This window comes from Pseudomonas sp. 8(2025) (genome assembly GCF_052665325.1).
The window spans coordinates 1-17,463 of the sequence record NZ_JBQOIE010000026.1 but is presented as its reverse complement, the minus strand read 5'-3'; the positions used below and the strand labels follow the sequence as shown (position 1 = coordinate 17,463).

General features: G+C 59.4%; 19 protein-coding genes and 1 pseudogene. 13 read left to right on the top strand and 7 right to left on the bottom strand.

The window, feature by feature from the left end:
• Nucleotides 1–35 precede the first annotated feature (35 nt).
• Complete coding sequence (locus tag ACUXVH_RS29730; RefSeq protein ID WP_065363940.1) at nucleotides 36–1,136, bottom strand: alkene reductase; 1,101 nt, start codon at nucleotides 1,134–1,136, stop codon at nucleotides 36–38.
• A gap of 149 nt (nucleotides 1,137–1,285) precedes the next feature.
• Between ACUXVH_RS29730 and ACUXVH_RS29725 the strand changes: the two genes are divergently transcribed.
• Nucleotides 1,286–1,873, top strand: a complete 588-nt coding sequence (locus ACUXVH_RS29725; protein WP_169891718.1) for a TetR/AcrR family transcriptional regulator — start codon at nucleotides 1,286–1,288, stop codon at nucleotides 1,871–1,873.
• A 302-nt stretch (nucleotides 1,874–2,175) separates the two neighbouring features.
• Here the strand turns inward: ACUXVH_RS29725 and ACUXVH_RS29720 are convergent, their stop codons facing one another.
• Both ACUXVH_RS29720 and ACUXVH_RS29715 read right to left on the bottom strand, forming a co-directional pair.
• Complete coding sequence (locus tag ACUXVH_RS29720; protein WP_065363942.1) at nucleotides 2,176–2,958, bottom strand: hypothetical protein; 783 nt, start codon at nucleotides 2,956–2,958, stop codon at nucleotides 2,176–2,178.
• 123 nt (nucleotides 2,959–3,081) lie between these two features.
• Nucleotides 3,082–3,873: a response regulator transcription factor gene (locus ACUXVH_RS29715; RefSeq protein ID WP_011061102.1), complete on the bottom strand. Its 792-nt coding sequence runs from the start codon at nucleotides 3,871–3,873 to the stop codon at nucleotides 3,082–3,084.
• Nucleotides 3,874–4,012: 139 nt separating this feature from the next.
• Here ACUXVH_RS29715 and ACUXVH_RS29710 point away from each other — a divergent pair, with 139 nt between their 5' ends.
• The gene (locus ACUXVH_RS29710) at nucleotides 4,013–5,116 is read left to right on the top strand and encodes an extracellular solute-binding protein (protein ID WP_065363943.1); all 1,104 of its coding nucleotides are present in this window, start codon (nucleotides 4,013–4,015) and stop codon (nucleotides 5,114–5,116) included.
• A 164-nt stretch (nucleotides 5,117–5,280) separates the two neighbouring features.
• Nucleotides 5,281–6,465, top strand: coding sequence for a contractile injection system protein, VgrG/Pvc8 family (locus ACUXVH_RS29705; protein ID WP_065363944.1), 1,185 nt, complete (start codon nucleotides 5,281–5,283; stop codon nucleotides 6,463–6,465).
• A gap of 123 nt (nucleotides 6,466–6,588) precedes the next feature.
• On the opposite strand, the gene ACUXVH_RS29700 is transcribed toward ACUXVH_RS29705, so the two are convergent.
• Both ACUXVH_RS29700 and ACUXVH_RS29695 read right to left on the bottom strand, forming a co-directional pair.
• Nucleotides 6,589–7,020, bottom strand: coding sequence for a hypothetical protein (locus tag ACUXVH_RS29700; protein WP_065363945.1), 432 nt, complete (start codon nucleotides 7,018–7,020; stop codon nucleotides 6,589–6,591).
• Entirely contained in the window at nucleotides 7,017–7,487 is a 471-nt protein-coding gene (locus tag ACUXVH_RS29695; protein WP_065363946.1) for a DUF6896 domain-containing protein, read from the bottom strand. Before ACUXVH_RS29695 ends, ACUXVH_RS29700 begins: the two co-directional genes overlap by 4 nt.
• Here ACUXVH_RS29695 and ACUXVH_RS29690 point away from each other — a divergent pair.
• The 3 genes from ACUXVH_RS29690 to ACUXVH_RS29680 all read left to right on the top strand — a co-directional run bounded on the left by ACUXVH_RS29690 (nucleotide 7,486) and on the right by ACUXVH_RS29680 (nucleotide 9,303).
• Complete coding sequence (locus tag ACUXVH_RS29690; RefSeq protein WP_065363947.1) at nucleotides 7,486–7,764, top strand: hypothetical protein; 279 nt, start codon at nucleotides 7,486–7,488, stop codon at nucleotides 7,762–7,764. The two genes, ACUXVH_RS29695 and ACUXVH_RS29690, sit on opposite strands and share 2 nt — an antisense overlap.
• 63 nt (nucleotides 7,765–7,827) lie before the next feature.
• Nucleotides 7,828–8,424 (top strand): hypothetical protein, encoded by a 597-nt coding sequence (locus tag ACUXVH_RS29685; RefSeq protein WP_065363948.1) that lies wholly within the window; start codon nucleotides 7,828–7,830, stop codon nucleotides 8,422–8,424.
• A gap of 339 nt (nucleotides 8,425–8,763) precedes the next feature.
• Complete coding sequence (locus ACUXVH_RS29680) at nucleotides 8,764–9,303, top strand: AAA family ATPase (protein ID WP_065363949.1); 540 nt, start codon at nucleotides 8,764–8,766, stop codon at nucleotides 9,301–9,303.
• Between the two features lie 123 nt (nucleotides 9,304–9,426).
• Here ACUXVH_RS29680 and ACUXVH_RS29675 read toward each other — a convergent pair whose 3' ends face one another.
• Nucleotides 9,427–10,320: a LysR family transcriptional regulator gene (locus ACUXVH_RS29675; protein WP_065363950.1), complete on the bottom strand. Its 894-nt coding sequence runs from the start codon at nucleotides 10,318–10,320 to the stop codon at nucleotides 9,427–9,429.
• A gap of 99 nt (nucleotides 10,321–10,419) precedes the next feature.
• Between ACUXVH_RS29675 and ACUXVH_RS29670 the strand changes: the two genes are divergently transcribed.
• The gene (locus ACUXVH_RS29670) at nucleotides 10,420–10,737 is read left to right on the top strand and encodes a hypothetical protein (RefSeq protein ID WP_255313421.1); all 318 of its coding nucleotides are present in this window, start codon (nucleotides 10,420–10,422) and stop codon (nucleotides 10,735–10,737) included.
• 14 nt (nucleotides 10,738–10,751) lie between these two features.
• A complete protein-coding gene (locus tag ACUXVH_RS29665) occupies nucleotides 10,752–11,963 on the top strand; it encodes an MFS transporter (RefSeq protein ID WP_065363952.1) in 1,212 nt (403 codons plus the stop codon).
• A 177-nt stretch (nucleotides 11,964–12,140) separates the two neighbouring features.
• Here the strand turns inward: ACUXVH_RS29665 and ACUXVH_RS29660 are convergent, their stop codons facing one another.
• On the bottom strand, nucleotides 12,141–12,329 hold the full coding sequence (locus tag ACUXVH_RS29660; RefSeq protein WP_370505755.1) for a short-chain dehydrogenase: 189 nt from the start codon (nucleotides 12,327–12,329) through the stop codon (nucleotides 12,141–12,143).
• A gap of 339 nt (nucleotides 12,330–12,668) precedes the next feature.
• Between ACUXVH_RS29660 and ACUXVH_RS29655 the strand changes: the two genes are divergently transcribed.
• The 5 genes and pseudogenes from ACUXVH_RS29655 to ACUXVH_RS29635 all read left to right on the top strand — a co-directional run.
• Nucleotides 12,669–13,271: a transposase gene (locus ACUXVH_RS29655; protein WP_011061110.1), complete on the top strand. Its 603-nt coding sequence runs from the start codon at nucleotides 12,669–12,671 to the stop codon at nucleotides 13,269–13,271.
• Between the two features lie 74 nt (nucleotides 13,272–13,345).
• Nucleotides 13,346–14,980, top strand: a complete 1,635-nt coding sequence (locus ACUXVH_RS29650; RefSeq protein ID WP_370505756.1) for a ShlB/FhaC/HecB family hemolysin secretion/activation protein — start codon at nucleotides 13,346–13,348, stop codon at nucleotides 14,978–14,980.
• Between the two features lie 21 nt (nucleotides 14,981–15,001).
• The gene (locus ACUXVH_RS29645) at nucleotides 15,002–16,819 is read left to right on the top strand and encodes a DUF2341 domain-containing protein (RefSeq protein ID WP_065363954.1); all 1,818 of its coding nucleotides are present in this window, start codon (nucleotides 15,002–15,004) and stop codon (nucleotides 16,817–16,819) included.
• A gap of 11 nt (nucleotides 16,820–16,830) precedes the next feature.
• A complete protein-coding gene (locus ACUXVH_RS29640) occupies nucleotides 16,831–17,256 on the top strand; it encodes an ExbD/TolR family protein (protein ID WP_011061113.1) in 426 nt (141 codons plus the stop codon).
• A gap of 3 nt (nucleotides 17,257–17,259) precedes the next feature.
• Nucleotides 17,260–17,463: pseudogene (locus ACUXVH_RS29635) on the top strand (energy transducer TonB); the annotation flags it as partial.

The following is a 17,463-nucleotide window of genomic DNA, read 5'->3' as shown; positions in this document are numbered from 1 at the left end:
AATGGGTGAAAACGGACAGCTCGGTTTCTGCTTGCTCAGCTTGCGCTGGCGCTCGAATCAACCAGCGTCGGGTAGTCGATGTAGCCTGCCGCGCCGCCGCCGTAGAGGGTGGCGGGATTGAATGCGGACAAGGCGGCGCCGGTCTTGAGACGCTCCACCAGATCCGGGTTGCCGATGAACGGGCGACCGAACGCGATCAGATCGGCCTGGTCTTCGGCGAGCCGTGAGGTTGCCAGCTCCAGGTCATAGCCGTTGTTGGCGATGTAGGTGTTTTTGAAACGCTGGCGCAGGGCGGTGAAATCCAATGGCGCCACGTCACGTGGGCCACCGGTCGCGCCTTCGACCATGTGCAGGTAAACGACGCCGAGGGCGTCGAGTTGATCGACGACGTAATTGAATTGCGCCTGCGGATTGCTGCTGGAGACGCCGTTGGCCGGCGACACCGGCGACAAGCGCACCCCGGTGCGATCCGCGCCGATTTCATTGACCACGGCAGCGGTGACTTCGAGCAACAGACGCGCACGATTTTCAATCGAGCCGCCGTAAGCATCGGTGCGCACGTTGGCGCTGTCCTTGAGGAACTGATCCAGCAAATAGCCGTTCGCGCCGTGAATTTCCACGCCATCGAATCCGGCAGCGATAGCGTTTGCCGCGGCTTGGCGGAAATCGGCGACGATCCCCGGCAGTTCGTTGATGTCCAGTGCGCGGGGCTCGCAGGCGTCTTCAAAGCGGTTGTTGACGAACACCTTGGTGGCCGCACGCAGCGCGGAAGGGGCCACGGGGGCGGCGCCGTTTTCTTGCAGATCAACGTGGGACACGCGGCCGACATGCCACAGTTGCACAAAGATCTTTGCGCCCTGGGCGTGGACCGCGTCGGTCACCGTGCGCCAGCCATCAATCTGCGCCTGGGTGTAGATCCCGGGGGTGTCCTGATAGCCCTGGCCCTGTTGGGAAATCTGCGTGGCTTCGCTGATCAGCAAGCCTGCGCTAGCGCGTTGGCTGTAATAGGTGGCGGCGAATTCGCTGGGAACAAAGCCTGCGCCCGCGCGGTTGCGGGTCAGTGGCGCGAGGACGATGCGGTTCGCCAGCGCGAGGGCGCCAAGGGTGTAAGGGGTGAACAGATTCTGATCGGTCATCTGGTGTCTCTTCCGTGCCCGTGGGTGGAGGTCGGTGGTGTGTGCAATTAGGATGATGATCGAAATCTAAACTGTCAACGGTTTTGATTATGATCGACATCTATGTATGATTGGGCCGATGATTTCCCAATGAACATGAGGTATTGCACGTGAGAGTGAGCAAGGCCCAGGCGCAGGCCAATCGAGAGCACATCGTTGAAACGGCCTCAGAGTTGTTCCGTGAGCGCGGCTTCGACGGTGTGGGTGTGTCGGATCTCATGGCGGCGGCCGGTTTCACCCACGGCGGCTTTTACAAGCATTTCGGCTCGAAGGCCGACCTCATGGCCGAGGCCTCGGCCTGCAGCCTTGCCAAGTCGCTGGCAGGCGTGCAGGCGCTGGATGTGCCTGGCTTCATCGACGTCTATGTGACCAGGGAACATCGCGACGGACGTGGCAGCGGTTGCACCATGGCCGCGTTGTGTGGCGATGCGGCGCGCCAATCGGATGATGTGAAAGCGACGTTTGCCGAAGGGGTCGAGCACACCCTGCAAACCCTGGGGGACAAATACCCGACCCGGCCGGATGCCGCTCCGGAGGAGGGCAGACGGAAAATGATCGACCTGCTGTCCCGCGCGGTGGGTGCGATCATGTTGTCGCGTGCCTGCCCGGATGATTCCGCCCTGGCGAATGAGATTCTTGAGGTGTGCCGCGCTGAGATGTTTGCGTCGTTGCCGGTTGATAAAGGCAAGCCGGCATAAAGGGGGGCATGCCAGGGTTGTGCGCTTGCGGTCGTTGAGCGCACGTCGGCGTCAATTATGATTTGAAACGTGCCTCGGATCTGCCTGGGCGCACACCAGTGTCAAATTCTTCCTTCACCTTGACTGACGATTCGGCATTTCCAAGATCAGCCTCAATGGGGCCAATGCAACCCCAACAGTCACCGCCACAATCGACCGAAAGCGAATCGTCTTTGAGGCCCAGTTTTCGACCACATATACCGCACATGTCTGACATGCCTAGATCCTTGCTCAGCCAACCTCAATCGTCTTTTCTCCGAGCGTCATTCCACGTAGCGCAGCCACAAATGGGTGCGACCGCGAACAGCCTCGACAACCGTTGAAACCACGGCTTGCCGGTCCTCCTCGGGGGTGTTGTAGAGCGCACAAAAATCGCTCGCCACCGCGCTGGCGACGCAAAGGTCAGCAGGCGCTGCACGCAGGAAACCGAGGTAAGACGCGCCAACCCCTATCAATTCATAACCGTGGGCCTGGGCGAAATGGCGGGCCACCGCAAAGTTTTGCGCGGGGCTCAGGTCGCAACTGAAGTAGCCGTTGGGAAAAGCGGCGAGCGCCTGACAGGACTGCTCGACGGGCACCAGGAGTGCCGAGAGGGGTTGGTCGAGCAGTGATACAGGGTTTTGCTGATAGTCCACCCATTCGCGCAGGGCTGGCGCATCAAGGGTCAGGCCGTGGGCGCAAGCGTCTTCGAACGAGCTGCCTGCCACCAGGTCAGTGAAGTTGCGCAAGCAGATCGCGAACTCGGCCTTGGTGGTGGGGTAGCCCAGGTATTCACCCTGTTCGAAGCATTCTGCAGGTAGCAGGGCGATCTCCTGCTCCGAGGCATCGTCCAGCCCCAGGTTGTTGCGGGCGTGCCCGGAGGTGTAGCGGGCCTGGGGCAGATCATCCAGCGAGAGAAGGGGCTGGAAACCCGGGTGGTCGCCAGCGATCTTGCGGTAGGCGTCGATCAGCTCATCCAGGCTGGAAATGGCGCTCAGGCTGTATTCATCGCAGGTGCCAGCGGCGGGGTTGCCAGGCATTGCGTTACCGCGAAATTGGATATCCATCGAATGGCTACCGGCTCCATGTGGGTGTTCAGGCGAATGAGCAACGCTCGGTCGAACGTACGTGAGCCTGCTGGTGCTCTCGCTGTTCGTGCCAGGCCCGTGAGTTCATTCCAGGCCCGGGGCCTAGCTTAATGAGAGCACATCCTGCCTGGGCATGAAGAAGCGTGCAAAGAGTTCGGACTGTGACTTGATGTTCAACTTGGCGTAGATGTTGCGGCGGTGCACTTTGATCGTCTCTGTGGAGAGGGAGAGTTTTCCTGCGATTTCCTTGTTGGAAAAGCCACTGAGCAGCAGCCTGAGCACATCACTTTCCCGCGTGGTTATCTGGGTACCAAACTGGGTGATCGTCTCCGGCCATTGCGGCGGTTCGCTGAGGCTTTTTTCCACATCGACTTCGAAGCACATGCGTTGATGCATGAGTGCCGTGACCCACGGCTTGATGATGTCCAGCATGGTGATGTGTTCCTGGCTGAAATGGGCGTTGCTGCCAATGGAAATGCACAGTGTTCTGTCAGCATCGAGCTGGATGTTGTATTGCACTTCATCTACGCAAATATATTGTGCAAAGTACTTGTGGTAGTACTCGGTTTCAACAAAGTACTCCGGCGCTATATCCAGTAGATGAAAGAAGCCGCTCTGCGGGTTTTCCCGGTTGGCGATATAGAAGGGGTCCAGCAAATACAGGCCTTTTACATAGAGGTGAATGAACGCATCCACTTCTTCTGCATCTGCCACCTCGGGCAGGCTGACAACTTGCACTTGTTGATTGCTGAAGATCAAAACCACCCAGTTATCAATCTGCACATATTCATTGAGTGTGCGGATAAGTGAGCTCCAGAACTCTGGGCGATTCAACTGCAGAATCAGTTTTCCAATCGAACGGTGCCAGGCCAGGCTATGAAGATCGAGTGGCATTTTCTACCCCTTTAGGGTTAGGGAATGGTCGGCCGGAGCTAAGTAATCGTAGGTATTTACTATTGGCTGATGCCCGGTATATTCGCTGGCACGGGTTTACGACCGCCATGAGGGCACGTCGTCTGGACAAGGATGTTGCATGAGAAAGTCACGTTTGCGAACCATTTTTTCGGCTGCGTTTCTCTATGCCGGAATAAGCACAACGGCGGGTGCCGCAGAGCCTGCCATGTACCTCTACAACTGGTTCGGGCTGCTCGCGCCGGAGACTCCAAAGGAGTTCGAACAGGCCACCGGCACCCGTATCCACATGGATGCCTTCGACAGCGCCGATATCATGCAGAGCAAGGTCATGGCCGGGCGCACGGGGTATGACGTGGTGGTGGCGACCTCCAATGTACTGCCCAGCCTGATCCAGGCCGGAGTCCTGCAGTCACTTGATTCAGGTCAACTAAGTAACCTGTCCCATGTCGATCCCGCCATCCTGGCGCAACTGGCGGTCAATGACCCTGGCAATCGCTACGCCGTGCCCTACTTGTGGGGCACCACCGGCATTGGTTATGACGTTGATAAAGTCAAGGCAGCCCTGGGCGACAATGCCCCGGTCAACAGTTGGGACCTGATCTTCAAGGAAGAGAACATCAGCAAGCTGCAGTCTTGTGGTGTGGCCATGCTCGACTCTCCCAGCGAGATCATCTCGATTGCCTTGAATTACCTCGGGCTGCCCAGCAATAGCAAGAACCCGGATGATTACCAGAAAGCTCAAGCGCTGCTGTTGAAGATTCGCCCCTATATCCTTTATTTCGACTCCTCCAGAATCGACACCGACTTGGCGGGCGGCAACATCTGTGTCGTTGTGGGCTGGGCCAATGGCGCCCTGGCTGCGCAGGCCGCCAATGAAAGTGCCAAGACCGGGCGCAGGATCAACTACAGCCTTCCTCGTGAAGGTGCGCTGGTCTGGTCGGAAAACCTGGTGCTGTTGAAAGATGCCCCTCACCCCAAGGAAGGGCTGGCCTTCATCAACTATATGTTGCGCCCGGAAGTGATTGCCAAGACCTCGAATCACACGCTTTATCCTAATGGCAATAAAGATGCCACCGAGTTTGTCGAGCAGAAGTTGCGCGATAACCCCTGGATTTATCCAGACAAGCAAACCATCGCCACATTGGTTCCGCTTGAGCCGCTGCCTTTGAAACTGGAAAGAATCCGTACTCGGGTCTGGACCAAGGTGAAGAGCAGTATCTGATCTGAGTTGACTCTTCGCTTGCTGCTTCATGCACATCTTCATTGTGTGTGAGCGCATTGTTCAAGCACTCGGAGACATGTACGCGTCTTGTGCAAGATGAACTTTTGCGCAAGGCGCTGCACGACCGTGCCCATTCAACAGGTTATGCAATAAGAGAACAGTGGATGTTAAGCCCAGCCAATGCACCCCGGTTCAGCCTGACAATCGACGGTTTTGCGCACGACTTCAAGGTGCGCGCGTTCACCGGAGAAGAGGCGATCAGCAAGCCCTATTTCTTCAATGTGGAGTGTGTGAGCGAGCGACCGGATCTGGATCTGCAATGCCTCTTCGATGTGCCGGCTTTTCTGGCATTCGACACTTGGGGCAATGGCATTCATGGGCGCATCTATCACATTGCGCGAGGCCCGGACGCTCAAGGCTTGACGCACTACAACCTGGCCCTGGTGCCGCACCTGTCCTACTTGCGTCACCGTATCAACAAGAGGATCTATCAGCAGTTCTCGGTGCCCGCTATCGTCGCCCTGGTCCTGGAGGAGCATGGGATTCTGGGGGATGCCTACCGCTTTGAGCTCGGGGCGAGCTACCCCGAGCGTGACTGCTGCACCCAGTACGATGAAACCGATCTGCATTTTATTCAGCGTCTGTGCGAGGAAGAGGGAATTCACTTCTACTTCCAGCACAGCGCTCAAGGCCACGTACTGGTCTTTGGCGATCAGCAGGCAGTATTCCCCCCGATCGGGCCGACCACGGCTTTTGCCCCCGGGCACGATGGGCTCGCCACCCTGTTACCGGTCGGTCACGGCACGCCGACAAGCCTGCGTGCCAGGGAGTCGCGCCAGGTTGAAGGGCAAGGTACGCAGAGCGGGCTGCTCAGTGGTCATGTCCTGGAAACCTCGGGCCAGGGCAGCGACCTCTGGCTACTGACTCAGGTCATTCATGAGGGCAAGCAATCACAGGTTGCGGGTGAGAGCGTCGCCAATGTCAACACTGACAACCAGGTTCAACTGCGCCAGGGTTATCGCAACCGTTTCACCGCGCTTGCGTTGGACCTTTGCTATCGCCCGCCTTTGGCTCATGAGAAGCCTCTGGCGCCAGGCACCCAGACGGCGCTGGTCATTGCCCTGGAAGACCAGGCGAACTCGCGTGGTCAGCGCTTCGAAAGGGTCAAGGTCAAGTTTCCCTGGGACCGCGAAGGTCGGTTCGACGACAAGAGCAGTTGTTGGCTGGCCGGTACTGCCAATTGGCGTTGTGAAGTGACGCCGCTGCGACCCGGTGTGGAGGTCAAAGTCGCATTTCTTGAAAACGACCCCGATCAACCGCTGATCAGCGGTTGCCTGTGTTGCGGCTGATACGCTATTGCCCTGAACGCGCATCAAGCCGCCAGGGAGAAGGTCCGGACCGCGCTCGATAGTGAATCGTCGGTTGCCGTCATTGGCCTGATCCCAGGCCTCGGTCCTGACGCCAGGGCTTTCTCATGAGTGTCTGGCCGCGTAGGTCTGGCCCGTCAGCAGGATGACGCCTTCTTTTGAGCAGACGCGGGTGATGCTGTTGATCACGACTTCAAGGCCGCTGGAATGCGGAAACAGCGAAAACAGCAACTCGAAATACAGGTAGTCCTGGACCAGGCGCGCCGCCAGATCGGGATGGTCCTTCAACAGCGTCCTGAAGCTTGGGTAGCCCAGCTCTGCAAGTTCCTGGATGTCGACAAAACCCTGGTCGATATCGTCGGTTTTGCATTCGGCGGCAAAGGTGTCCGCGCAGTCAAGAAAGCGTTGCGGCAGATCGCCGTGGTGGATGCGCAGTTCATAGGGCGTTACCGGGATCGTCAGTGCCTCGCCGAAGCCCAGGCTGCGATAGCCGACGGTTTGTGGGTCGATGATTTGGCCGGCTGAGGTGAACTTCATGATGGGCTTCCGGGGTGCTCGGGGGGTGAGGGACTGTCGCTATCTTCGAGCGTGCGCGCTTGGGATCTAACGGTTGCGACGTAATAAAGGATATAGCCCGAATACACCAGCGAGCCTGCTGCCACTTCTTGGTCGAAGCACTGCTTTAGTTCATCCTCATCCGTAAAACCGTATTCCACGAGCCTGTTCTCGGCAAAGCCGGCCAGCCTCGATAGGGTTATTCCGTCGATTTCGCCCTGCTCGCCAAAGTCAAAGCTCACCGTTGCCGTTGGCAGGTGAACGGCGCAGCCATAGCCGTGCTTGAAGTAGCGAATACCGCCAGCCAGTTCTCCTTGATCCGGGATATCGGTTCCCACCCAATCGGCGTTGCTGGCAGGGAGGGGAATGGTGGATTGTTGCATCAGTTCGACAGCCATGCGGATGCTGGCTTGGTAGTCGGAAACAAGATGGGCGAAGTGCGGGTTCATGGGCATTGGCATCGTGGGCAAGGGGGCAGAAGATTTCAGAGATTGCGGCGCGATACAAGCGACGAGTGTGCTGGATGCGCGCCAGTACGTTGATATCGGTATATTCGCCCGGACAAATTTCGGAGCCGAAAACATGGGGTTTTCCACAACTGTCTGGGAATGGTACGGGCAGGATGAGTACAAGCGGGTGCTGGCGGTGGGCGAGGCGCAGTTGCGCCCCTTTCTGGAGGAACTGATGGTGGATTGTGGACGTGCGGTGCGTGGCGTGAAGTCTTGACCCAAGTATTGGCCAGAGGCTGTTAACGAATGCGGCAACCTGTGATGGAGTGGATAGAAACGGATGTTTGACGAGCTGATATTTACCGGTGAAACGCCTGCAAAAGAGGATGCCTATGCCGGTGGTGGGGCCTGCCTGCCCACGGAGCTGGCTTGGCCCTGTTCGCCTGATGGAGTACCGCTGACACACCTGATGGCCTTTCCTGGACATTGGTTTTCAGAGGCCCTGATCGACAGGAGTTATTGGGTTTCGGTTTTTGTACCGTACTTGCCGGGCGAGGTCGGCCACTATCGAAAGTTGCGTGCCGTCCAGGGACGCTCGCAAGCGGTTGTCATGGGCTATGTTCGAGCCGGTTCCGAGCGGAATGAGGCTGTTCAGCCGATTTCAGAGTGCGGGGCGGTACGGGTGGGGGTGAACGCCGACGTGGACGATGACGAGAACCTGGCCTCGAAGCTGGATGGCGTGGACGCTTGGCTGCAGGCGCCTGTTTCAGCGGAGGCAGGGCGCAGAAGGGTATCCATTTATGGGGGCGATCTGGATAGAGCGCTGCCTGAGTACAAAGGCGTGCTTTCGGATGGCATGGGGTATCTGTTTCTGGATGAGGATTTTTCAGAGCGGATAGGCGCGGGGATTGGTCGGTTTTTTTTGCAGTTGGGGTAGGGGAGATGGCGCTATCGAAAGCAACGGCCAGGCCAGCGATTTTCGCTGAAAGGGCGTTTGACTGCGTGAACGGGCGCTGCTCGAACAATGCCAGTTGAGATGCTTCTAGATCGACGGAGAGGGCCAATGCTCTATCCCTTGGTCGGGGCCTGACCTAAGTATCTGTGGCCCTTGGCGGCTAACCGTTTGGACTCACCTGTGTCGATGCTTTGTCGTTTGGGCTGACCGCTTTCGGTCAGAAGTTGCCTGTCGTGATGAGCGCCTGTTGTTGACCGAGGTAAGCATTGACGTAAAATCGCCGCCCCAAAAAATCAGCTTGCATAGCGAGAAGGAGCTTCGATGCAACGGGTGATGATTGTTGGTCAACCTGGATCAGGCAAAAGCACTTTGGCGCGTGAGCTTGGTCAGCGCACGGGCTTGCCGGTCGTTCATATCGACACTATCCACTGGCAGCCAGGGTGGATCGAACGAAGCCCGGACGAGAAGACGCGGCTTTGTCTCGATGTAGAGGCTCGAGATCGCTGGATATTCGAAGGTGGCCATTCAGCCACTTGGGACAACCGGGTGGCCCGTGCCGATCTTTTGATATGGATTGATCGTTCGGCGACGCTTCGATTCTTGCGCGTACTGCGCAGAACGCTGCTCCAACGCGGTCAGTCTCGGCCCGACTTGCCGGAGAACTGCCCCGAGCTGCTGGCGAACCTGCCGGAGTTTTTTAGATTCATGTGGCGGACGAAAAAATCAGCGCGAGAAAAAATGCAGCAACTTGTAGCAACAGCGCCATCAGCTTGCCTCGTGGTTTGTCTGCGGTCGAATCGGGATATCGGCATTTTTCTCGCGAGTATGGGAAGTGCGACTGTCCAAGCTCTGCAGGATTGATCGACGGTTGACTGACTGCGGAAACTGCCGCTTACGAGCGGCAGCTCCTGGCCGATTGTTGCCTGTCACGATCGGCCGCAATCGATCCATAGCAGACGTTGTCGCGCGTCGAATGCAGAGGGCTCAGCTTCTATATTTCAGCGCCTCCACCAATGCAGAAAAGGCGGGAGACGCTTGTCGCCTGTTCGGGTAATACAAATGGTAACCCTGAAACTCAGGGCACCAGTCGGCCAAGACTTCTTTGAGCCGGCCGTCAGCCAGATAGGGTGCTACCAATTCCTCTGGTACGTAGGCCAAGCCAACGCCATCAACGGCGGCATTGAGTACGTGCATGATGCTGTTGAAAACAAGTTGTCCATCTGCCTTGACGGTAAAAGCCTGGCCATTACTTTCAAATTCCCATGCGTAGATCGCCCCTGATGGTCTGTGTCGGATATTCACGCAGTCATGCCCGGTCAGCTCATGGGGGGTTGTTGGTGCCGGGTTGCGTTCGAAATATTCTGGAGAGCCCACCACAGCCAACCGCCAATCTGGGCCTATGCGAACGGCGATCATGTCTTTGCTGATCGATTCGCCCATGCGAATGCCAGCATCGAATCGTTCCTCGACCACGTTGGTGAATCCATAGTCGACGTAGAACTCCAGTGTGATATCCGGGTAGCTCTTCAGGAAGCTTGCAAGCATTGGCCGAATGCACAACTCAATCTGATCATCAGTACAGGAAATACGAATCGTGCCACTGGGCTTGTCCCGCAGCTCGCCCAGCGCTTCAAGCTCGGCGGTAATCTGATCAAAAAGCGGAGCGATCGAGCGCATCAATCTTTCTCCCGCCTCTGTGGGCGACACATTGCGTGTCGTGCGGGCCAGCAGTCGTATCCCCAGTCTTTGTTCAAGTGCCCGGATCGTATGACTCAGCGCAGAGGGAGTAATGCCCAGTTTAGCGGCGGCTTTCGTAAAGCTTTGATCTCGCGCCACCGCAAGAAAAGCTTGGAGATCGTTGACTTTAGTACTGGCCATTGCTGAGTTTTTCTCAAAACCACATGAAGATTACGCCTACTAATCAAGATATTTCGAATCCGTCAAGCTCTGTCACATATCTGGAACGGAGTACTGATGATGAGCGAGACACCTGTAACCCTCCTCGAAGCTGCAGAAGCCTTGAACTCTCCAGGGCTTGATCGGCGCGCATTCGTAAAGGCCAGCGGCGTCAGGATTGCGGCCCTGGGCGTCCTTTCAGTCGCAGGCGGTGCTGCCTTAGCAACTGACTCGAAAAGCGCTGTCAGCGCGCCGGAAGGCGCCAACAATTTTTACAAAAGTGACAAGGTCACTGTGCAAAAGGTGACCTTCAAGAGCTCATACAGTCTTCAAATTGTGGGCAATCTTGTAACGCCCAAAAATCTGGATAGAAACGCTAAAACGCCTGCAATTGTTTGATGAGAGGTTTTTGAATGACGGCTCAAGTATTCGACACCCCGGCAGGTGAGGCCTTCGGCACGCCGGGGACTGGTGAACTGCCGGCTTACTGGAGTGGCATCTTTGCGATGACACTGTGCGTATTCGCGTTGATTGCCTCGGAGTTCATGCCTGTCAGTTTGCTCACGCCGATTGCATCTGATCTGCAAATCAGTGAAGGACTGGCCGGGTATGGGATCGCCATCTCCGGCGCCTTCGCGGTGCTGACAAGCCTTGCGATTTCCAGGCTAGTGGGTTCAATGGACCGCAAGACGCTGTTGCTTGTACTGACCGGGATTATGTGTGTGTCGGGGCTGGTGGTCGGTCTGGCGCCGAACTATACGGTGTACATGATTGGTCGTGCGCTGATCGGCGTGGTGATCGGTGGATTCTGGTCGATGTCGGCGGCAATGGCCATGCGCCTGGTACCTGCCCATAGCGTGACCAAGGCTCTGGCAATCTTCAACGGCGGCAATGCTTTGGCAACCGTAGTGGCCGCTCCGCTGGGAAGCTATCTGGGGAGTGTCATCGGTTGGCGGGGTGCTTTTTTCTGCCTTATTCCGGTAGCGATTATCGCGTTGATCTGGCAGTGGATCAGCCTGCCAGCCATGGCGCCGGCGCCGCGCAAACCGGGCGCTGGCAATGTCTTCCGGTTGTTTAAGAGCCCATTGGTCAGTTTCGGCATGTTGAGTGTGGGCATTTTCTTCATGGGGCAGTTTGTATTGTTCACCTATCTGCGCCCGTTCCTGGAAACCGTCACAGGTGTAGATGTATCCCTGTTGTCGATGGTCCTGCTGGTCATCGGCGTGGCGGGTTTTGTCGGGACCGTTCTGATCGGCACTTTCCTGAAAACCGGAATGTACCGCGTCCTGGTCTGCATTCCACTCTTGATGGCCGCGATTGCACTTTCTTTGATTGTCCTTGGCGGCAAAGTCGTGGCAGCTTTTGTACTGCTTGGGCTGTGGGGCCTGATCGCGACGGCGGCACCTGTGGGGTGGTGGTCGTGGTTGGCCAAGGCGCTGCCCAAGGATGCTGAAGCCGGTGGCGGCTTGATGGTGGCAGTCATTCAGCTATCCATTGCGCTGGGCTCTACCCTCGGTGGGCTGCTGTTCGACGGCAGCGGTTATCGCATGACATTTCTCGCAAGCTCTGTCTTGCTGGTACTCGCGGCAGTGATGGCCTTTTTCACATCGCGAAACCAGGTTTAATAGAAGGCAGACTGAGTAAGGCAGGCAACTGTCCACAATTTGTAAGATCGGATTTGATCCAACATCCGCTATTGGCCGTTTTCAACCACTTTTAAAAGACTTCTTTCCCCCTAAAAAACAAATCACCGCCTCCATTTGAAGCGCTCCGCGCCGCCCAGCAGTACGGAGCGCAACGCATCAGGCTTGCAGCCGCCAGCCCATCACACCCAACAGGGCGCAACTGTCACGCAGCACGATTGCCGCTACGTTGGAGATCTGTTGCAGATTGGCGTCGTCAGCATTCCCCGGCTCTGCGCGGGAGAGGCTTTCCAGCAGTTGAGTCATGGCCAGTAAAGGTGCCGCACCCTTGGCATGTAGCACGTCCAATGGTGCGGTCTTGCTTATGAAACAGAGCCCCCGTCCGGGCGGCGCATTTTCAAGCTTTCCCCAGTACAACAATTCCCTCTCGTAGGAGCCGGCTTGCCGGCGAAGAGGGCGGCCTGGTCGTGCGCGGAATAACGACAGCCCAGCGCTGCCCTGGCGGCTGTCTTCGCCGGCAAGCCGACTCCTACAACGTTCGCGCGTTGCTCTCGTGAATGAAGCTTTTATGACAAAAGTTCGGTAGCACATGGCCACGCGCGTCTTGGGTATGTAACGCGCTTGAGGGGGCCGCCAGGCCACTTTTTTAAGCCGAGGCGGGACGCCGGGAGTGAGGCTATGGGGACTATGGAACGCTACTCGAAAGTGGGCATGCAGGAGCTGGATCAACGGCTGTCGAAGATTGTCGAGGCCGCGCGCAAGAAGCCGGTGTCGGTCTATCGCTACGGCGCGCCGTGGGTCTGGATCGTCTCCCAGGATGATTGGCAGGGCGCCTTGAAGGAGGTGGCCAGCTATATCCCGCCGGGGCATTCGCTGGTGCTGCTGCGTCCGCAGATCGATGAGTTGCTGGATCAGCACCGCGATCTGCTCCAGGGCCTCAATGCCGAGCCGGGGATGCTGATTGCGCCGCGCACGGTGATGCACATTCTGTTGTTGCAGTTGCTGTATTCGGTGCCCAGCGAGCAGCAGCTGTATGAACAGCTCAGTTACAACCTGTTGTTCCGTTGGTTCGTCGGTCTCGATCTGAACCAGAAGGTCTGGAGCTTCAGTGTCCTGAGTCGCGACATCGCCACGCTGTTGAACAACCCGCGGGCGGTGCAGTTGATCCAGAAAATCATCGGTGAAGTGTTCTGCGGTGCCTTGCTGCAAATGCCCGAGTTCTCGTTGAACTTCGCGCTGTTGCACACCTGGCTGGCTCGCCACGAAAACACCTCGATCACCAGCAATTGAAGCGGCCAAACGCTGTGCAGACGGCGACGGCAATGCGCGTACGCGCGCCAATTTTCAGTTTTTTAGGGGGCGGTGTGGAGCATCTGGGCAAATCAGGGCGACCGGGCAGTGGCGGGCGCTGGTGGCCGTTGTGCGGTTGGTTGGCACTGGCGGCGCTGGTGCCGGCGGTGCAGGCCGAGGAGGGCGAGCCGGCCCCGGTCGAAGCCTCGGCCGCGGCGCGGTTGGTGGACGTCAATGAGTACTTCGTGCGTGGCAATACGGTGCTCGATGCCCGGGCCATCGAGGAGGCGGTGTATCCCTTCCTTGGCCCGCAGAAGGCCCTGGCCGATATCGAAGGCGCCCGGGATGCGCTGCAGAAGGTCTATCAGGAGCGCGGCTACCAGTCGGTGTTCGTCGAGCTGCCGGAGCAGAAGGTCGAGGACGGTATCGTTTATCTGCAGGTCAGTGAAACCAAGGTCGGTCGGGTGCGGGTGGTGGGGGCCAAGCATTATTCGCCGGTGGAGATCCGCGACCAGGTGCCGGCGCTGAAAGAAGGCGAGGTACCGGACTTTGCCACGGTACAAAGCCAGCTGGCCGGGCTCAACCGCGGCGCCGGGCGCCAGGTCATGCCGCTGGTGCGCGAAGGCCAGCGCCCGGGGACCATGGACGTGGACCTGCAAGTGGAAGACCAGAACCCCTGGCACGCCAGTGTCGGCCTGAACAACGACTACAGCGCCGACACCGAGAAGCTGCGCACGGTGGTCAATGTCGGCTACGACAACCTCTGGCAACTGGGCCACAGCATTTCCCTGACCTATTTCACCGCGCCCCAGGACACCGACAACGCCAAGGTCTGGTCCGGTTCCTACACCGCGCCGCTGAGCGATCGCTGGGCCCTGCAGTTCTCCGGTTACCAGTCCGACAGCAACATCGCCACCATCGGCGGCAGCAATGTGCTGGGCAAGGGCCATTCCTACGGGGTGTCGGCGATCTACACCTTGCCCGCCGCGGGCAACTGGGCCAACTCGCTGTCGGTGGGTGTGGATTTCAAGGACTTCGAGGAAGAGATGCGCTTTGGCCGCAGCAGCGACCAGATTCCGCTGAAGTACGCCCCCATGACCTTTGGCTACAACGGCTACCGCTACAGCGAGAAAGCCCAGCTGGGCCTGGGCCTGAACCTGATCGTCGGCACCCGGCGCTTCTTCGGCTACGGCAGCGACGCCGAGGAGTTTCACTACAAGCGCGACGAGGCCAGCGCCAGCTTCTCGGTGCTCAAGGGCGACCTGAATTTCACCTACACCTTCGCCAACGACTGGCAGTCGGCGTCCAAGGCGGCGTTCCAGCTGGCCTCGGGGCCGCTGGTGTCCAACGAGCAGTATTCCGCCGGCGGCGCCACCTCGGTGCGCGGCTACCTGGCCGCCGAGCGCACCGGGGACGAGGGCTACCTGTTTTCCCAGGAGCTGCGCACGCCGTCTTTGGCCAAGTTCCTCGGCAGCTACGTGCAGGAGTGGCGCTTCTATGCCTTTGCCGAAGGCGCGCACCTGTCGCTGCACGACCCGCTGCCCGAGCAGGAGGACGAATACAGCCTGGCCAGTGTCGGCCTGGGCACCCGCGCCAGTTTGAGCAAGTGGCTGTCCGGCAGCCTGGACTGGGGCTACCCGCTCAAGGACGGCCCCAACACCCAGAAATACGACCCGCGCCTGCACTTCAGCGTGCAAGCGACGTTCTGACTTTTTACGGAGACCCTTCACATGCAACGCTTATTCCTGAGCCTGTTGATCTGCCTGGGCTTCGTGCTCCCGGCCACGGCCCATGCCTGGTGGCAGGACGACTGGCATTACCGCAAGCAGATCAGCGTGGACACCACCCCGCAAGGCGCGCCCATCAACGAGGCCCTGGGCCGCACCGCGCTGCTGGTGCGCCTGCACACCGGCAACTTCACTTTCGACGGGGTCAAGGAAGACGGCGCCGACCTGCGCTTTGTCGCCGCCGATGACAAGACCGTGCTCAATCACCAGATCGAAAGCTTCGACCCGCTGATGGGCATGGCGCTGATATGGGTCGATGTGCCCAAGGTCGAAGGCGGCCAGCGCCAGGACATCTGGATGTACTACGGCAACCAGAAGGCCCCGAGCACGGCCAACGGCCAGTTGACCTTCGACCCCAGCTACACCGCGATCTACCACTTCGACGGCAGCAACGGCACCCCCGCCAAGGACACCACCGCCTACGGCAATACCGCGCAGAACGCCACCGGCGCGGCGATTGACGGGGTGATCGGCCGGGCCTTGCAGTTCAGCGGTCAGCCGCTGTTGCTGCCGGCCAGCCCGTCGCTGCAGCACAACGCCGGCGGCGCCTTCACCTTCAGCGCCTGGGTGCGCCTGGACCAGGCCAGCGGCGAACAATTGCTGCTGGCTCGTCGCGAAGGTGTCGGCAGCTTGCTGATCGGCATCAACCAGGGCATGCCCTTCGTCGAAGTGGACGGCCAGCGCGCTGCCTCCACTCAGCCGCTGAACCCGGGGCAGTGGCAGCACCTGGCCCTGAGCGGCGAGGGCAGCCGGCTGGCGCTGTACGTCAACGGCCGCGAGACCGCGAGCCTGGCCCAGGCTATTCCCACCTTCAATTCACCGTTGGCCATCGGCGCCGACTTGCCAGCGGCCGCCGGGGCCGAGGCCAGTCACTTCCAGCCCTTCACCGGGGCCCTGGACGAGCTGCGCCTGTCCAAGGTGGCACGTCCGGCGGCGCTGATCCTGGCCGATGCCAGCGCCCAGGGCGCGGAGTCGAAGCTGGTGGCCTATGGCGTCGATGAAGAACAGTCGGGTTTTGGTTTCGGCAGCCTGGGTTTCCTGCTCAAGGCGGTGCCGGTGGATGCCTGGGTGATCATCCTGGTGCTGGTGGGGATGATGATCCAGTCCTGGGTGATCATGCTGCGCAAGAACCGCATGGTCGGCCGGGTCAGCGCTGCCAATGCGCTGTTTCGCGAGCAGTTCGCCAAGGTCGGCACCCGCCTGGAGATGTTTGCCGACGACCAGGTGCTGGCCAGCCGCCTGGAGCATTCCTCGCTGTGGCGCCTGTACCTGGTGGCGGTGAAAGAAATTCGCACCCGGCGCGAGCAGGGCGCCGATACCTCGTCGGTGTCGGCGGCCACCATCGAGGCCATCCGCTGCTCCATGGATGGCGTGCGCACCCGGGAAAACCAGCAGCTGAGTTCCAAGCTCTCGACCCTGTCCAACGCCATTGCCGGCGGCCCCTACATCGGCCTGTTGGGCACGGTGCTGGGGATCATGGTGGTGTTCCTCGGCACCGCCATGGCCGGTGACGTCAACATCAACGCCATCGCCCCGGGCATGGCCGCGGCCCTGCTGGCCACCGCCATGGGCCTGTTCGTCGCGATCCCGGCGCTGTTTGGCTACAACCGCCTGATCACCCGCAACAAGGAAGTCGGCGCCGATATGCGGGTGTTCGTCGACGAGTTCATCACCCGGCTGGCGGAGCTGCATGGCGAGAGCCAGCACAGCGAGAACGCCCACTGGCGGGTCAGCCACAGTAACGCGTCGGTTCCGGCCTGAGGAGAACTGCCATGGCTTCCGTGAATGCCTCCCATGACGACGAAGACGATGCCGCCGTCGACAGCATCAACATCACGCCCCTGGTGGACGTGCTGATGGTGGTGCTGGTGATGTTCATCCTCACCGCCACCGCCCAGGTCTCGGGCATCCAGATCCACTTGCCCAAGGCCAGCGCCTCGGTGTCGCTGTCCGAGGCCAAGACCAAGGCCATTTCGGTGAACGATGGCGGCCAGGTGTTCCTCGACGCCTACCCGGTGACCCTGGGCGAGCTGGAAGAGCGCCTGCGCATCGAGAAGGCGCAGAACCCGGACTTCCCGATCATCGTCCGTGGCGATGCCACGGTGCAGTACCAGAAGGTCATCGAAGTCCTCGACCTGCTGCGCCGCCTGGAGTTGTCCCAGGTCGGCCTGGTCACCGGCAAACCGAGCCAGGGCTGAGCCATGAGCGCACATCAACCGTTCGAGCTGCCGCCGGTACAGAACAAGCCGCGCGCCCTGCGCCTGCTCAAGTGGGGCGCGGGGCTGCTGCTGGGTGCCGTGGCGGCCTGGCTGCTGTGGCAGTGGGCCAATGACATGGCCGGGGTGCGCCGGGAAGCGCCGAAGGTGCCGACCATCATCCCGCTGCCGCCTCCGCCGCCTCCACCC

Coding starts and splice junctions, on each gene's coding strand:
- ACUXVH_RS29730 (WP_065363940.1), bottom strand. CDS start 1,136: ATGACCGATCAGAATCTGTTCACCCCTTACACCCTTGGCGCCCTCGCG.
- ACUXVH_RS29720 (WP_065363942.1), bottom strand. CDS start 2,958: ATGGATATCCAATTTCGCGGTAACGCAATGCCTGGCAACCCCGCCGCT.
- ACUXVH_RS29715 (WP_011061102.1), bottom strand. CDS start 3,873: ATGCCACTCGATCTTCATAGCCTGGCCTGGCACCGTTCGATTGGAAAA.
- ACUXVH_RS29710 (WP_065363943.1), top strand. CDS start 4,013: ATGAGAAAGTCACGTTTGCGAACCATTTTTTCGGCTGCGTTTCTCTAT.
- ACUXVH_RS29705 (WP_065363944.1), top strand. CDS start 5,281: ATGTTAAGCCCAGCCAATGCACCCCGGTTCAGCCTGACAATCGACGGT.
- ACUXVH_RS29700 (WP_065363945.1), bottom strand. CDS start 7,020: ATGAAGTTCACCTCAGCCGGCCAAATCATCGACCCACAAACCGTCGGC.
- ACUXVH_RS29690 (WP_065363947.1), top strand. CDS start 7,486: ATGGGCATTGGCATCGTGGGCAAGGGGGCAGAAGATTTCAGAGATTGC.
- ACUXVH_RS29695 (WP_065363946.1), bottom strand. CDS start 7,487: ATGAACCCGCACTTCGCCCATCTTGTTTCCGACTACCAAGCCAGCATC.
- ACUXVH_RS29685 (WP_065363948.1), top strand. CDS start 7,828: ATGTTTGACGAGCTGATATTTACCGGTGAAACGCCTGCAAAAGAGGAT.
- ACUXVH_RS29680 (WP_065363949.1), top strand. CDS start 8,764: ATGCAACGGGTGATGATTGTTGGTCAACCTGGATCAGGCAAAAGCACT.
- ACUXVH_RS29675 (WP_065363950.1), bottom strand. CDS start 10,320: ATGGCCAGTACTAAAGTCAACGATCTCCAAGCTTTTCTTGCGGTGGCG.
- ACUXVH_RS29670 (WP_255313421.1), top strand. CDS start 10,420: ATGAGCGAGACACCTGTAACCCTCCTCGAAGCTGCAGAAGCCTTGAAC.
- ACUXVH_RS29665 (WP_065363952.1), top strand. CDS start 10,752: ATGACGGCTCAAGTATTCGACACCCCGGCAGGTGAGGCCTTCGGCACG.
- ACUXVH_RS29655 (WP_011061110.1), top strand. CDS start 12,669: ATGGAACGCTACTCGAAAGTGGGCATGCAGGAGCTGGATCAACGGCTG.
- ACUXVH_RS29645 (WP_065363954.1), top strand. CDS start 15,002: ATGCAACGCTTATTCCTGAGCCTGTTGATCTGCCTGGGCTTCGTGCTC.
- ACUXVH_RS29640 (WP_011061113.1), top strand. CDS start 16,831: ATGGCTTCCGTGAATGCCTCCCATGACGACGAAGACGATGCCGCCGTC.